The following is a 13,154-nucleotide window of genomic DNA, read 5'->3' on the forward strand; positions in this document are numbered from 1 at the left end:
GAGAGCGGGGCTTTTTATGGGGCTAGCAGATTACTCGGCCAGCTTGAACGTGATGAAGCTCGCGCGCCCCTGGCGCAGAACACGCATCGACACCGTGCGGTTCTTCGGCAGCGCCTTGGCAATGTCGGCGAACTCTTTGGTGGAGCTGATCGCCTGATTGTTCAGGTGAGTGATTACGTCGCCCGGCTGCAGGCCGATCAAGGCGGCAGGGCCGTCCTGAACGTCCTTAATCACCACACCGCTCTTGAGGTCGAAGCTCTTTTTCTGCTCGTCGGTCAACTCGACCACGGCAATGCCCAGGCGGTTGCTGCTGCGCTCGGCGCCCGGCTTGGCGTTACCCAGCGCGTCCAGCGCCGCGCCTTCTTCCGGGATGGCCCCAACCGTCAGCTCGATAGTCTGGCGCTTGCCTTCACGGATCACTTCCAGCTTGGCCTTGCTGCCAGCCTTGAGGGCACCGACCAGATGCGGCAGGTCGGCAGACATGATGATCGGCTGGCCGTTCATGCTCAGGATCACGTCGCCCACTTGCAGGCCGCCCTTGGCTGCCGGGCCGTCATCCTGGATTTGCGCAACCAGCGCACCGGCCGGCTTGTCGAGGCCAAAGGATTCAGCCAGGTCCTTGTTCACTTCCTGAATGACCACGCCCAACCAGCCACGGCTGACTTTGCCACCGTTTTTCAGCTGATTGGAAACGTCCAGGGCTACGTCGATCGGAATCGCGAAGGAGATGCCCATCGAACCGCCGGAGCGGGTGTAGATCTGCGAGTTGATACCCACGACTTCACCGTTCATGTTGAACAGCGGGCCGCCCGAGTTGCCCGGGTTGATCGGCACGTCGGTCTGGATGAACGGCACATAGTTTTCGTTCGGCAGGCTACGCGAGGTGGCGCTGACGATACCGTGGGTCACGGTGTGGTCGAAGCCAAACGGCGAGCCAATGGCCAGCACCCACTGACCGGCTTTCAGGTCCTGGGATTTGCCCAGTTTGAGCACCGGCAGGTCCTTGCCGTCGATTTTCAGCAAAGCCACGTCGGAGCGAGGGTCGGTGCCCACCAGCTTGGCTTTGAGCTCGCTGCGATCGGCCAGGCGCACGAGGATCTCGTCTGCATCGGCAATCACATGGTTGTTGGTCAGGATGTAGCCGTCGGGCGAGATGATGAAACCCGACCCCAAAGACTGCGCCTCACGCTGGCCACCGCCACGGGGGCTGCGCTGCTGTGGCATGCCCCGCTCGAAAAACTCGCGCAACATCGGCGGCAGGCCTTCAAGGTCGGGCATTTGTTGGTTGGAGACTTTGCGGTCCGGCAGTTTCTGCGTAGTACTGATGTTCACCACGGCAGGTGACGCCTGCTCCACCAGTTGGGTGAAGTCAGGCAGTTCGGCCGCTTGCGCGGAAACGGCCTGACCCAGCACCAGCACCGTGGCGATTATGGACAGGTAGGACTTCAAACGTGGTATCGACATACAGCTCCCGTTACGACGAGCAGGGTTGAGCGACAGGGTCCAATCACACCGCGAAGGACGCCCGGTATTTTTGTTGCGCGAACAAAACAAGGCCAGAGCCGAGAGGCCCTGACCTATAAAAAACATAGAGGTTTTTTGCAAGTGAAAATATGGATCCAGTCATTTCATATTCTCGCCAAGACGCGCGCGTCGTCTGTATCCCTGATCACAGTGAAATATCAAGATGAACACAAGATTAACGGCTCATGGATTGGCCGGTGCACTGGCGCTGCGCACGGACAGCGCAATTCGCTCAGCCGTGCCGATGGGAATCTCGCCCACCACCGTGACCATCATCTGACCCGCTGCCGTGGTGAGACGCCGTGACACGGCGACCGTCGGCCCCAGCTGCGTGCGGCTTTCTACCGCTGCCACGCCATCGAGTGGCTCCAGGAAAACAGAGAAACGCGCCAGGCCGTCCCCGTACATCAGGCTGCTGACAACGACGTGGGTGTGCGGATCTTTGTGCGCCCCACTGCTGGCCAACTGAAAGCCCGGGGGCAGCCAATCCAGGCTCCAGGCCCGCGCGACATCAGCATCGTTCGACCGCGTATTGGCGACACTGGCCGGATTGCAGTCGGCACCCGGCTGCAACTCGCGATCACTGGGAACCGTCATCTCGAGCTGCGTAAATTGAAAGCGCTCCAGCAACTGGCCCTGCGCATTGAGCAGCAACGACTTGAGCGGGAGCGCCGTGACGCGGTCCAGGTGCAGCTCGAAACCATAGCGGTACTGATCACGCGGCGTCAGCGCAACGATCACGGCATTGCGACCGGCCACGCGTGATTTGCCGATGACCGTAAAGTCATAGAAAGCGCTGAGGGCTTTAGGATCAAAGGTGTGGGCATGGGAATCGGCCGCTGCGCCAAGGCCTGCGACCGACGAGCCGCTGATGCACTGAGTGTGCCCATCGACCCGCAACACTTCACGAGCAGAACCATCGAGCTGCAAAAGCCGCTCGCGAACCTGACCGTTCTGGACACGATGCCAGATTTCATGGGTAGAAAAACTACCGTTACGCTCGTAGATAAACGTGCCTTGAAAGCTTTGTTGCTGCTCTGCCCGCCCCAGGCGATTGAGCCAATCTCTGGCTTCATCAGCCTGGGCGGGTACTACAAACCAGCCACTGAGCAACAACGCAAGGAGCGGTATGGCACGCATAAAGCCCCTTGGCGATCTAGCGGTTTTCCAGGCTTTCTGCGCGAGCGTATGGCAAGGCGCCGTCAGTGCCTTTCACGGCAGAGTCCTGAGCGTGCTGGCGCAGGTAACCTGGCAGACGCTGATCCTGCCAGCCGGATTGCCCTTGAAGCACACCATTGGCCATCGGGCCTGTGGCATCGGAGCTTTCCTTGTAGCCCGCCAGTACGGCTGGACCCTGGACCTGCGGACCGGCCATGACCGGTTGCTGGGTCTCCTGGGCCAGCTCGGCACCGGCGATTTCGTCATGGTTGTACAGCCGGACACCGGCCAGTACCGCCACTGTTACCGACGCGGCAACCGCCAGGCGTCCCAGGCTACGCCAAGGACCACGAGCGACCTTGGCCGGAGCTGCCTCATCGGCCAGCGCAGCAGAAACGGCCGCAGCGATATCCAGACGAGGGATCAGTAAATCCTTGTGCATCACCGCCCGAGCGACTTGGTAACGAGACCAGGTATCGCGGGTTTGGGGATCATCGAGTGCACCCAGCACCCGGCGAAGTTCCAGTTCATCCGCTTCGTTATCCATCACTGCGGACAGCGATTCCTGCAGGGCATCACGACTCATGGCGGTTCCTCTCTTGGCTCTCGCCGCTGTCTTTAGTTTTCCTGCAACAACGGTTGCAGGGCTTTATCGATGGCTTCACGAGCCCGGAAAATCCGGGAACGCACGGTACCCACTGGACAATCCATGACGCTCGCAATGTCTTCGTAACTCAGACCATCGAACTCGCGTAAAGTTAAGGCTGTACGCAAATCTTCTGGTAGCTGCTGAATAGTGCGATGCACCGTGCCTTCGATCTCGTCGCGTAGCAATGCACGCTCCGGCGATTCAAGATCCTTGAGGCCATGGTCACCATCGTAAAACTCAGCATCTTCCGAACTCACATCACTGTCTGGCGGACGACGACCGCGTGATACCAGATAGTTTTTCGCCGTGTTGATGGCGATGCGATACAGCCACGTATAAAACGCACTGTCACCGCGGAAATTTCCAAGTGCACGGTAGGCCTTGATAAAGGCTTCCTGTGCAACGTCCTGCGCTTCATGGGTGTCGTGCACAAACCGCACGATCAACCCGAGAATTTTGTGCTGGTATTTCAGCACGAGCAGATCAAACGCTCGCCGATCGCCGCGCTGAACGCGCTCGACCAGCTGCTGATCCTCTTCCTGGGTTAGCATGAACACTCCTCGTTGTACTTGAAGGAGGCTTGCGTAACTAAACGATCAGGCTTGCAAACATAGACTCGGACTTTTCGCAAAAGTTCTCCCCCTTCGAAGCAAGTTTCCGGTATGCGCTGATTGGGCACACACGAAAAACGCAGCACGGCCAATGCCGGCTGCGCGAATAATCTGTCGCCAGTTTCCTGACGTATCTGACAGTAGACGCCGACCCGCAAACCCAGCACTCTCCCGACTCAGGGCATCCAGCTATTGAGTTGCAAACTCTGCAAAAAGTTCCCGGGATATGGCCTCATGCCATGAATGCGGCGCAGTTCGACGACCGTAGTCTCACAATGCCACGAACGCCCGCTATTGTGCCGCTCCCCCCCTCTATATACTAGTGGGCCGTACGCCCCCTTTGATTCGCCGATCCAGGCGTCCTGTTCGCGCCGTTGCTGATCGCTTTTTGCGGAATCCTTCACATGAGCCAACAGTTTCAACACGATGTCCTGGTGATTGGCAGCGGCGCCGCTGGCTTGAGCCTTGCACTGACCTTGCCTGCCCACTTGCGCATCGCCGTCCTGAGCAAGGGCGACCTGGCCAACGGCTCGACATTCTGGGCCCAGGGTGGCGTCGCCGCCGTACTGGACGACACCGACACCGTCGAGTCCCACGTCGAAGACACGCTTAACGCCGGCGGCGGCCTGTGCAACGAAGACGCCGTGCGTTTCACCGTCGAACACAGCCGCGAAGCCATCCAGTGGCTGATCGACCAGGGCGTGCCCTTTACCCGCGACGAACACTCAAGCCCCGACGACGGCAGCTTCGAGTTCCACCTCACCCGCGAGGGCGGCCACAGCCACCGGCGCATCATCCATGCCGCCGACGCCACCGGCGCCGCCATCTTCAAGACCTTGCTGGAACAGGCCCGCCAACGCCCGAACATTGAACTGCTGGACCAGCGCGTTGCCGTCGACCTGATCACCGAAAAACGCCTGGGCCTGCCGGGCGATCGCTGCCTGGGCGCCTACGTGCTCAACCGCGCCAGTGGCGAAGTGGACACCTACGGCGCGCGCTTCACCCTCCTGGCCTCGGGCGGCGCGGCCAAAGTCTACCTCTATACCAGCAACCCCGACGGCGCCTGCGGAGACGGCATCGCCATGGCCTGGCGTTCAGGCTGCCGGGTGGCCAACCTGGAATTCAACCAGTTCCACCCCACCTGCCTGTACCACCCGCAGGCCAAGAGTTTTCTGATCACCGAAGCCCTGCGCGGCGAAGGCGCCCACCTGAAGCTGCCCAATGGCGAACGCTTCATGCAGCGCTTCGACCCTCGCGCCGAGCTGGCCCCCCGTGACATCGTGGCCCGCGCCATCGACCACGAAATGAAACGCCTGGGCATCGACTGCGTGTACCTGGACATCAGCCACAAGCCCGAAGCCTTCATCAAGGCCCATTTCCCGACGGTCTACGAACGCTGCCTGACCTTCAACATCGACATCACCAAAGGCCCGATCCCGGTCGTCCCGGCGGCGCACTACACCTGCGGCGGCGTGATGGTCGACCAGCACGGCCGCACCGACGTGCCCGGCCTGTACGCCATTGGCGAAACCAGCTTCACCGGCCTGCACGGCGCCAACCGCATGGCCAGCAACTCGCTGCTCGAATGCTTTGTGTACGCCCGCTCCGCCGCCGCCGACATCCTTGAAAAACTGGCCCACACCCCAGTGCCCGACGCCCTGCCCCGCTGGGACGCCAGCCAGGTCACCGACTCGGACGAAGACGTGATCATCGCCCACAACTGGGACGAGCTGCGCCGTTTCATGTGGGACTACGTAGGCATCGTGCGCACCAACAAGCGCCTGCAACGGGCCCAGCATCGGGTGCGCTTGCTGCTGGACGAGATTGACGAGTTCTACAGCAACTATAAAGTGAGCAGAGACCTTATTGAGTTGAGGAACCTTGCTCAGGTTGCTGAACTGATGATCCAGTCAGCCATGGAACGCAAGGAATCTCGGGGTCTGCACTACACGCTGGACTATCCAGAGATGCTGCCAGAGGCGAAGGATACGATCCTTACTCCGACCAGATGAGGCACGTTAGAGGCCTGAGCGTAGCACGCTGAGAACCCGTTTTGTAACAGCTTTGGGCCATCTTTGTCCCATCGCCGGGGGTCCTTAGCGTCTACGCCTGAGGGTCCTTAACGCGCTCAAAGACACCCATGCGAGGACCTACGGGGGAACCTGCGCGGGGTTTCTTGTAATGGTGACCTTTCAGATTTTTCTGTCAGATTCTCAAAGACTGATGCTCCGAGCTACCATGCGAGTTTTGCAGGGATTATCTGTATGGAGCAGCAAAGTAGCGTGTCGTCCGAGCCACAAGGCTTCATCAACTTCAATGAACTCAACAAAACCCTGAGAGACCTTGATGAAAGGGCTCTTGTGTTAACCCTTGCAGCTTTTGCAGAGGATACATTAGGCGACCTACTTACGGCCTTTATGATTCCTTCCGCCGCCTCTCGCAGCCTCGTGACAGGATTCAACGCGCCCCTTGGCACCTTCTCCTCTCGCATCAAAGCTGCATTCGCCTTCGGGCTGATCAGCAAGGGCCAATTTGACGACTTGCAGCATCTTCGTGAGGTTCGGAACAAGTTCTCGCATACTTGGAAGCCCATATCTTTTGCAGACCCATCTGTTGAGGGGCATTTAAAGGCCATTCGCTACGGCAGAATGATGAGGGATTACCCTAAGACACTACAGAAGAAGCTATTGGTTGCTTTCCAAAACCTCTTGATTGAACTTCAGGTAGCCGTCGGCAGCGTTAAGGAAGGGAAGCAAGCAAAATTTGTGGGAGTACATCTGACGGCAGGTTTTTACGGAGAGACTCCTGAGGAAGAATTAGAACAAGCCACCGAGGAGACAGCTCACGCTCAGGCTAAACACACCGCCGCCGAGGGTGAAGAAAAACTGTTCTATGACATGGTCCTCCGGGAGCTTGCAGGCCGCATCACAAGGTTTTTGAGTGACTCCCCTCCCGAGAGTGCTCCGAAGCTCAATGAGCTGCTCCACGGTTTGGCCCAGCAATTGAAGGGCAGGCCAAGTCCTACCGGAAATCTACTCTGACCTGTCTCACCCCGCGCACCCACCGAAAACAACGCAGACGACGCAGACGCTCCCAAGGGATTACAAAAGGATCCCGCCTTGACTGACGCCGAAGGTGACCAGAAGTAGCCCAAGGAATCTGTAAGTCGAACGGTGGTTTGCCAACGCACCGGATAACCGCTTTGAAGGTAGACCACCGAGCAGTCATTTGTAGGTCCTCCTGTTTGGGTGGTGGTTAGGCGTTAGGGCATAAGGGGTACATTACGTACATTACTCTTGGTAACCCTGAACCTTAGGCGGTCAAAATTATATTGGTGATCATCGGGAAAACCACAGCCTCGGCCTGGAGGTCATCAGCAGTCAGCTTCACACGGGCTTTGCCGTTTGCCACGATGTCTACGACTGCCATGATCTCTACTTCCCAGCACTGATGAGCACCATTGCGGGTGGCTTGGATTTTCCATACGTCATCGTTACGGCCTTCGCGCTCGCTCAGCGAAGTGAACATCTTAGGCAGCATGAACAGACCGTAGTCAGTGCCGCTGCAAGGTTGCACAGAGGTCCCGATCAGAGCCTCAATATCCTCGACACCGGCACGCTGAGCAGCAAGCTCAAGAATGGCCAGTAGGGACGCAGGCAGCAGGACCACGAAGTCTTCAAGGGTCGTGCCTGCGGTCTGGTTGATGTTCAGCGTCAAGATGTCGATAAGATCCTTAGCGATCTCTACAGGCTTTCCAGTTGGCTTGGTCGCAGAGACGCTCTCGGTACTTGGGGCGGTCGAAAGGATCTTAGCGATGCTCCCAAGCTGGAAGAGGCCATTTTGAAGGCATCCAGTGAAACGCATCATCTACAATTGGCGTATACAAATTTATATCCGTGACATCGACTGAATACGTTGCCTCGATTTTTTCAAAGATTCTATTTGCCTCAGTCTCCCCCTCAACGTCGCCTACCAAAACATGATATGCAGGGGTTCCATTGTTCGGAAGTATCCGAATCTCTGCCATAATCAACAATCTCCCCGGAAACTTAATGCAATTCGTTCTCAACTCATATCCGAGTCCAGGCTTCATCTCAGGATAACTCCACCTTCCTCCTACGATATAAGATAGGTTTTTCTTCAGACCGAGAATGTACGGTAAGCAAATTGGGCGAAAGTCATCAGGGGAGAGCGAGCACAAAACTTGGCCATAGGCTATTTTAGTCAGAAGACGCGCAAAACTATCTGGGACATTTTTAAAACTCATGACTGGAGGTTGGCCATACTTAGCTGTAAAGCGTTCAATCTTATCTGTGTCCGTAGGCGATGAAAGTTGCCACTGCGTGGAAAGATCTACCTCTTCGGGAAGCCCTTGCAGTATTCCGGCTTTAGGCATTCGATAGAAAACCATTACAGCAGGATAGTCCTCTGGAGGAATACGAAGCTTCTGACCTGGGTTATATCGATCCGGCATTAAGATGAACTTTTGACGCTTTTTCTTGCGTCGGGATGGGGCGTTATAAGCTACTCTCGCGTCCCCCCATAGCTCCCTCGAAACTTCTCGCTCAAAATTTGATGTTATTCTTGCGCAGTCATCACAGCTCGCATTTTTTAGTACGTGGGCACCACCAATGAAGTAAGGCAGGATGTGCTCATCCGTTAGACGTACTCCTGAGCGCTTGCAGTATATGCAGATACCTCTGGAAGGGATATGCGTGGGTCCGTGAGTCATTTAGGCTCCAAAGCTTATTTTAGGCCTTTGAAGGCCGCGAGTGTCACACTAAGCTATTTTAGATATCGACGCTGCTTGATTGCTACACCCTCTGCACCCTTCCGCAATCGTGCCACTGAGGCAGTCCTACCGAGCATCCGAAAGACCGGGCACATCCTTCGCACTGACCCCGTTACAAGCGTGGTTATCTCCCGTAAGCGTATGATCCGAGGCAATGACTCAAGTGCTGAGTATGAGTTAGGAGCAGCCAAGCGCCGAAGAGAGGATCTGAGCACCGACTATGCCATCGTTCAAGCGGTTATGGTGAAAGCGAATGCAGAGCCTGCTCCAGTTGTCAGTGTAGAACCCGTCAAGCGAGGCTGACCAAAGGCCATCTCCAAAAATCCAGTCGCTGCTTTACGCCGGTTCTTGCAATCCACGATCCGCAGCCTTGGGTATTCATGGTCGCCCCCCTAACTTCTTAGACTCAAATTAAGTTAATTGAACTATCTATAAGCCCCTTTAATTTTTATTATTAGATTATTTAAAGATGATAATTACAGAATCATTCAATGAGTAATATTTAGAACCTTTAAGTTAAAGGCCCCCGCAAACATTGAGCAATACACGGTGGCCCCAATCCCGTGCAAGGTCTCTCAGCGGTGCCCTTGAGGGGTATCGACTAACGAGTGACAGTATCAATGTTCGCTCCTTCCTACTGGAGCCAGACGCGAAGGTCTGCTTACCGGGGACAGTTGAGTGTTGGCGTGTCACCTTGAAGGTGGTCGCACTTGACACTCGGTGGTCTCAGGTCGGGTCCGTGCTGGAGCCCGGTAGGAATCTGTGTAGCCATAGTGAGGATACTGACCATGGGGCTATTGCATGACCTTCATCCGATTAGGTGCCCCAATGATGAACCCTTGGGAGTCTCTACGAGCCGTATCACCCAAGTTGTCCTTCTTGACCTGAGCGAGCCAATGTTGGGCAGCTCGGGGGTTCTCAAAGTAGTTCATATGGGTGCCCCCTTTGATCGTGGTCTTCCCAATATACCGAACACCTGAGGTGAACTTGTAATCACGGGTCACGCCAGTAGGAAGGTGCGGATCCTTCTTTGGGTACTTCTCCTTAAGAGCGGATGCACGGTTACCGAAGTTCTCATGATAGGTCAGCGGTCGTAGGTTACGCGGATGGTTGTTGTTTGGATTGCCGTCGATATGGTCAATAACCAAAGACTCATCAAACTCCCCGTGAGCCATTCGATAAACAATGCGAGACTTCTGGACTCGGATTTTATGTTTGGTGTCTCTGTCCATCCACGTTACTTCAACTTGCTGGCGTAGCGAGCTATTCGAGTAGGTGCCCACTGGGTCGCCCTCTGAGGTTCCCCTACGGGTCTTTCCGGGGATGAGCTTGAAGTCTCGCGCTACGATGCCCTCATGGTCGTCACTGAGCTTATAGCGGGCCTCAAGGATCTCAATGGGTGGCAAGAGGCATACGGATACATTGGTGCCTTGAAGCTTGATCTTGGTTGCCGTGGTCATGGTTGGTCTCCTGTGTTGGGTAGTTGGTGTGCCTGTGGCCATAGTGAGGGTTTTAAATCCTACGACCAGTTTCCTACCCTTCGAGGCCAGTAAACCCACGCTGATACGCTCATGCAGCAAAGCCAGGACCCAGCAAGTCGCTCGGATTTCTCATAGGAACGCGATCAAGTGCTGGGTTGGTGGATTGCTCAAAGTTACCCACGAGGACATCCGTTTCGGTGCGCAAGAATCAATTCAATAATAGCCTATTGACACTCTCGCCACGCTTGATGAAGTATCCCCATTCAACCAACAAGGAGTGTGTTATGAGCTGGTGGATTGATAGCAGTGTTTTAGCCAAGAGTGATGGAAATAAAACATGGTGGACGAAGACATACGGTCCGAGTGACAAAGTCCCCGTATCGGGCATCTATCGCTGCACGGGCTGTAAAAAGGAAGTTACGTCAAATGCAGATGATCCATTCCCACCTCAGAATCATCATCAGCATTCTGCGGCACAAGGCGCCGTTAGCTGGAAATTGAACGTGCGCACAAACACCACCGGGGAATGATTTCTCAAGGCGCATCGGTGGTGCTATATCGGTGTGCCTTTACTTGAGTGCTGTCTTCAGCGCTTCAGCCATCCGCCCTACCTCCACAGAACTCCCGGCCCCATACAGGTCGTTACTGATAGAACCTGAAGCGTGCCCCAAGATTGCCTCATTAATCTCCACTTGAGTCGCAACGGCCTTCAATGCGCCAGCCAGCGAGTGACGCAATGAATGGAAGGTTTGGGTCCTGTCTGCTTTCAACTCCAAGACTTCCCGAAGGGCTCCATTGAGAACCGCAGAGAACTGACCTGCTCCCAACTTGAATAGTTGAGAGTCGGCCTTTTCGACAAACTCAAGAAACGCCTTTAGATCAAACCCATAAGCGCCATCGGTCAGCGGCAGGACCCGGAGCGCATTCTTGGTCTTGGCTGTCTTACCATCGTTCCTATTAATGTCGATGACCCAGACACCTTTGCCGTCAGTGCCTGGGATCTCTTTAATGTCCGCCTTGGTCAACTGCCGGAGTTCCTCGATACGGGTCCCAGCGATGACCCCAAGGGACAATGCCCAGCGTTGCCATGAGTCCACCGGGAGCGTCTTAGCATAGGTCATGAGCGCCTTTACCTGATCCTGAGAGAACGCCTCACGAGAGCTATCAGTACCCTTCGTAGGGCTCAGGCCATCTGTCAGCGCCTTAGCGATGTAATCGTTATTCACCGCCCAGTCCATGACCGTAGACAGTCGATTCAGGATCTTCTTAACCGTAGAAGGCTTACGATCCTCAAGGAGCTTGTCCCTGAGGTTCTTCATGTGCTCCCGCGTGTGGGTCTTCAAGTCCAAGTCACCGAGGATTGCTCCGATAGCCTCACAGGATGACCTCACGTCCCGCATGGTGCTGGCCTGAATGTTGTCCTTGCGTTCTTCCATGTAGAGCCCTGAGAGGGTCTTGAAGGTCAGTGGCTTTGATGTCTCAGACGGTAAAACAGATAGGGACGGAGACAGAGCTACAGACGTGCCACAAGATGCACCCTTGAGGTCCCTTACGATCTCGACCAGCTTCCCCGGCCTGCCTTCCAAGCGCTCCTGAGCTGCCTCAAGGATCTCCAATGCCTTGCTCACGGCCCTTTGTTGATTGACGCTCAGCGGTAGCTTGGCGCTGGCCTCTCGAAGGGCAACATGCTGCTCATCGTGGATCATCTCGTAGGCCACCAATGAACCATCCCCATGGGCCATCGTTAAGCAACTCTCAGCGATGTCGATCAGACGCTCCCGGAGTTCGTCCCAAGTGGCCTCTGGGTTGTCAAAGTGGAAGGCCTTGAGGGTCTGGAGGATTTCTTGAGAGATGGTCATTGCGGTGGCCTTGTCGGTGGTTCTGAGCGATAGCGTGAAGCAGCCCTTATTGGTGCCTTGAGGGCGAAGGCGAAGGTAGTAGCGACCAGACCGGCGATAGTGGTACGGCTTGGCGAGGGCAGTTTGTAACAGGTTTGTCCCAGTTTGGGAGCGTTGGTTGATGATCATCGGCTGAAACCCCTGTATCCATTGGGTTTAGCCTCATCGCGTCGAGTTCTACAGCAACTACAAAGTCAGCCGCGACCTGATCGAACTGCGCAACCTGGCGCAGGTGGCCGAACTGATGATCCGCTCAGCCATGGAGCGCAAGGAAAGCCGGGGCCTGCATTACACCCTCGACTACCCGCACATGCTGGACGAAGCCCGCGACACTATTCTGGTGCCAGCCACCTACGGCGGCTGAACTTCAGGCGTACGCGCAGGCGCCGATGCAGGTCGGCGGCCTGTGCGTCACGGGGCACGCAGATCGCGCGAGTCCACCACTGCCCCGGCACCCGAAAACGCAGCACCACGATCAGCGGCAGCGCCAGGCTGTCGGGGCGCAACTGCACACTGTGCCAGCCGCGCGCGGCGCTCCATAGCTGCCAGCCCTGCGCGTCGCGGCGCAAACCACGAATCGACGAACGGTGCGTAAGCAAAATGTGGCGCGGCAACACCCAGGCCCCGTGGGCCAGGCACAGCAGAATGCCAAGGGAGGAGAACCGCACATCAAGGGACAAACACGCACCCAAGGCGAACACCTGGGCGATCAGATACGCCGCCAGCAACAGCCGTGAGGCCTGCCAGCGGCATTCAAAGATCTTACTTGGGCTGGACACGGTCCAGGATCATGCGAACCATACGCTGCAACTCGGGGTCGTCCGACTCGGAACGTTCCATGAACCAGCCGAACATGTCCTGGTCTTCACACTCGAGCAGCTTGCGATAACATTCACGGTCGACCTCGTTGAGGGTGGCATAAACCTCCCTGACGAACGGCACCAGCAAGACGTCCAGCTCAAGCATGCCGCGGCGGCTGTGCCAGTAAAGACGGTTGAGTTCTACATCTTCGACCATGGAGCGCTCCTCAAATAGGCGGCA

General features: G+C 56.4%; 13 protein-coding genes and 1 pseudogene. 4 read left to right on the forward strand and 10 right to left on the reverse strand.

The genetic code is table 11. The annotated features are described in order from the left end of the window. Nucleotides 1-30 precede the first annotated feature (30 nt). From ACW9H9_RS20135 to rpoE, 4 genes are all read right to left on the reverse strand, one after another. Nucleotides 31-1,464 carry a DegQ family serine endoprotease gene (locus ACW9H9_RS20135; protein WP_457344899.1) on the reverse strand — a complete coding sequence of 478 codons (1,434 nt, stop codon included), beginning with the start codon at nt 1,462-1,464 and terminating at the stop codon, nt 31-33. A 243-nt stretch (nt 1,465-1,707) separates the two neighbouring features. Beyond that, complete coding sequence (locus ACW9H9_RS20140; RefSeq protein ID WP_457344900.1) at nt 1,708-2,664, reverse strand: MucB/RseB C-terminal domain-containing protein; 957 nt, start codon at nt 2,662-2,664, stop codon at nt 1,708-1,710. 16 nt (nt 2,665-2,680) lie between these two features. After that, nucleotides 2,681-3,268, reverse strand: coding sequence for an RseA family anti-sigma factor (locus ACW9H9_RS20145; RefSeq protein WP_457344901.1), 588 nt, complete (start codon nt 3,266-3,268; stop codon nt 2,681-2,683). 32 nt (nt 3,269-3,300) lie between these two features. Continuing rightward, nucleotides 3,301-3,882: an RNA polymerase sigma factor RpoE gene (gene rpoE / locus ACW9H9_RS20150; protein WP_457344902.1), complete on the reverse strand. Its 582-nt coding sequence runs from the start codon at nt 3,880-3,882 to the stop codon at nt 3,301-3,303. A gap of 464 nt (nt 3,883-4,346) precedes the next feature. Here rpoE and nadB point away from each other — a divergent pair, with 464 nt between their 5' ends. Together nadB and ACW9H9_RS20160 are read left to right on the forward strand one after the other, a co-directional pair. Further along, nucleotides 4,347-5,954: an L-aspartate oxidase gene (nadB, locus tag ACW9H9_RS20155; RefSeq protein WP_457344903.1), complete on the forward strand. Its 1,608-nt coding sequence runs from the start codon at nt 4,347-4,349 to the stop codon at nt 5,952-5,954. Between the two features lie 252 nt (nt 5,955-6,206). Further along, a complete protein-coding gene (locus ACW9H9_RS20160; RefSeq protein ID WP_457344904.1) occupies nt 6,207-6,983 on the forward strand; it encodes an MltR family transcriptional regulator in 777 nt (258 codons plus the stop codon). A 271-nt stretch (nt 6,984-7,254) separates the two neighbouring features. On the opposite strand, the gene ACW9H9_RS20165 is transcribed toward ACW9H9_RS20160, so the two are convergent. The 3 genes from ACW9H9_RS20165 to ACW9H9_RS20175 form a co-directional block, all read right to left on the reverse strand. Continuing rightward, on the reverse strand, nt 7,255-7,659 hold the full coding sequence (locus tag ACW9H9_RS20165; RefSeq protein ID WP_457344905.1) for a hypothetical protein: 405 nt from the start codon (nt 7,657-7,659) through the stop codon (nt 7,255-7,257). 91 nt (nt 7,660-7,750) lie between these two features. Continuing rightward, nucleotides 7,751-8,674: an HNH endonuclease gene (locus ACW9H9_RS20170; protein WP_457344906.1), complete on the reverse strand. Its 924-nt coding sequence runs from the start codon at nt 8,672-8,674 to the stop codon at nt 7,751-7,753. An 854-nt stretch (nt 8,675-9,528) separates the two neighbouring features. After that, the gene (locus tag ACW9H9_RS20175) at nt 9,529-10,194 is read right to left on the reverse strand and encodes an HNH endonuclease signature motif containing protein (protein WP_457344907.1); all 666 of its coding nucleotides are present in this window, start codon (nt 10,192-10,194) and stop codon (nt 9,529-9,531) included. Nucleotides 10,195-10,499: 305 nt separating this feature from the next. On the opposite strand from ACW9H9_RS20175, the gene ACW9H9_RS20180 reads away from it, so the two are divergent. Then, nucleotides 10,500-10,745, forward strand: coding sequence for a protein L (locus tag ACW9H9_RS20180; protein WP_457344908.1), 246 nt, complete (start codon nt 10,500-10,502; stop codon nt 10,743-10,745). A gap of 39 nt (nt 10,746-10,784) precedes the next feature. On the opposite strand, the gene ACW9H9_RS20185 is transcribed toward ACW9H9_RS20180, so the two are convergent. Then, complete coding sequence (locus ACW9H9_RS20185; RefSeq protein ID WP_457344909.1) at nt 10,785-12,242, reverse strand: tyrosine-type recombinase/integrase; 1,458 nt, start codon at nt 12,240-12,242, stop codon at nt 10,785-10,787. A gap of 43 nt (nt 12,243-12,285) precedes the next feature. On the opposite strand from ACW9H9_RS20185, the pseudogene ACW9H9_RS20190 reads away from it, so the two are divergent. Then, a pseudogene (locus ACW9H9_RS20190) lies at nt 12,286-12,477 on the forward strand (L-aspartate oxidase); the annotation flags it as partial. Here the strand turns inward: ACW9H9_RS20190 and ACW9H9_RS20195 are convergent. Next, complete coding sequence (locus ACW9H9_RS20195) at nt 12,446-12,892, reverse strand: hypothetical protein (protein ID WP_457344910.1); 447 nt, start codon at nt 12,890-12,892, stop codon at nt 12,446-12,448. The pseudogene ACW9H9_RS20190 and the gene ACW9H9_RS20195 overlap by 32 nt on opposite strands. Further along, nucleotides 12,876-13,130 (reverse strand): FAD assembly factor SdhE, encoded by a 255-nt coding sequence (locus tag ACW9H9_RS20200; protein WP_457344911.1) that lies wholly within the window; start codon nt 13,128-13,130, stop codon nt 12,876-12,878. Before ACW9H9_RS20200 ends, ACW9H9_RS20195 begins: the two co-directional genes overlap by 17 nt. Between the last annotated feature and the right edge of the window lie 24 nt (nt 13,131-13,154).

It is taken from the genome of Pseudomonas sp. SDO5215_S409 (genome assembly GCF_054071325.1).

Bases quoted from the DNA above. Each gene is read 5' to 3' on its own strand.
- ACW9H9_RS20135 (WP_457344899.1), bottom strand. From the start codon at position 1,464: ATGTCGATACCACGTTTGAAGTCCTACCTGTCCATAATCGCCACGGTG.
- ACW9H9_RS20140 (WP_457344900.1), bottom strand. From the start codon at position 2,664: ATGCGTGCCATACCGCTCCTTGCGTTGTTGCTCAGTGGCTGGTTTGTA.
- ACW9H9_RS20145 (WP_457344901.1), bottom strand. From the start codon at position 3,268: ATGAGTCGTGATGCCCTGCAGGAATCGCTGTCCGCAGTGATGGATAAC.
- rpoE (WP_457344902.1), bottom strand. From the start codon at position 3,882: ATGCTAACCCAGGAAGAGGATCAGCAGCTGGTCGAGCGCGTTCAGCGC.
- nadB (WP_457344903.1), top strand. From the start codon at position 4,347: ATGAGCCAACAGTTTCAACACGATGTCCTGGTGATTGGCAGCGGCGCC.
- ACW9H9_RS20160 (WP_457344904.1), top strand. From the start codon at position 6,207: ATGGAGCAGCAAAGTAGCGTGTCGTCCGAGCCACAAGGCTTCATCAAC.
- ACW9H9_RS20170 (WP_457344906.1), bottom strand. From the start codon at position 8,674: ATGACTCACGGACCCACGCATATCCCTTCCAGAGGTATCTGCATATAC.
- ACW9H9_RS20175 (WP_457344907.1), bottom strand. From the start codon at position 10,194: ATGACCACGGCAACCAAGATCAAGCTTCAAGGCACCAATGTATCCGTA.
- ACW9H9_RS20180 (WP_457344908.1), top strand. From the start codon at position 10,500: ATGAGCTGGTGGATTGATAGCAGTGTTTTAGCCAAGAGTGATGGAAAT.
- ACW9H9_RS20185 (WP_457344909.1), bottom strand. From the start codon at position 12,242: ATGATCATCAACCAACGCTCCCAAACTGGGACAAACCTGTTACAAACT.
- ACW9H9_RS20200 (WP_457344911.1), bottom strand. From the start codon at position 13,130: ATGGTCGAAGATGTAGAACTCAACCGTCTTTACTGGCACAGCCGCCGC.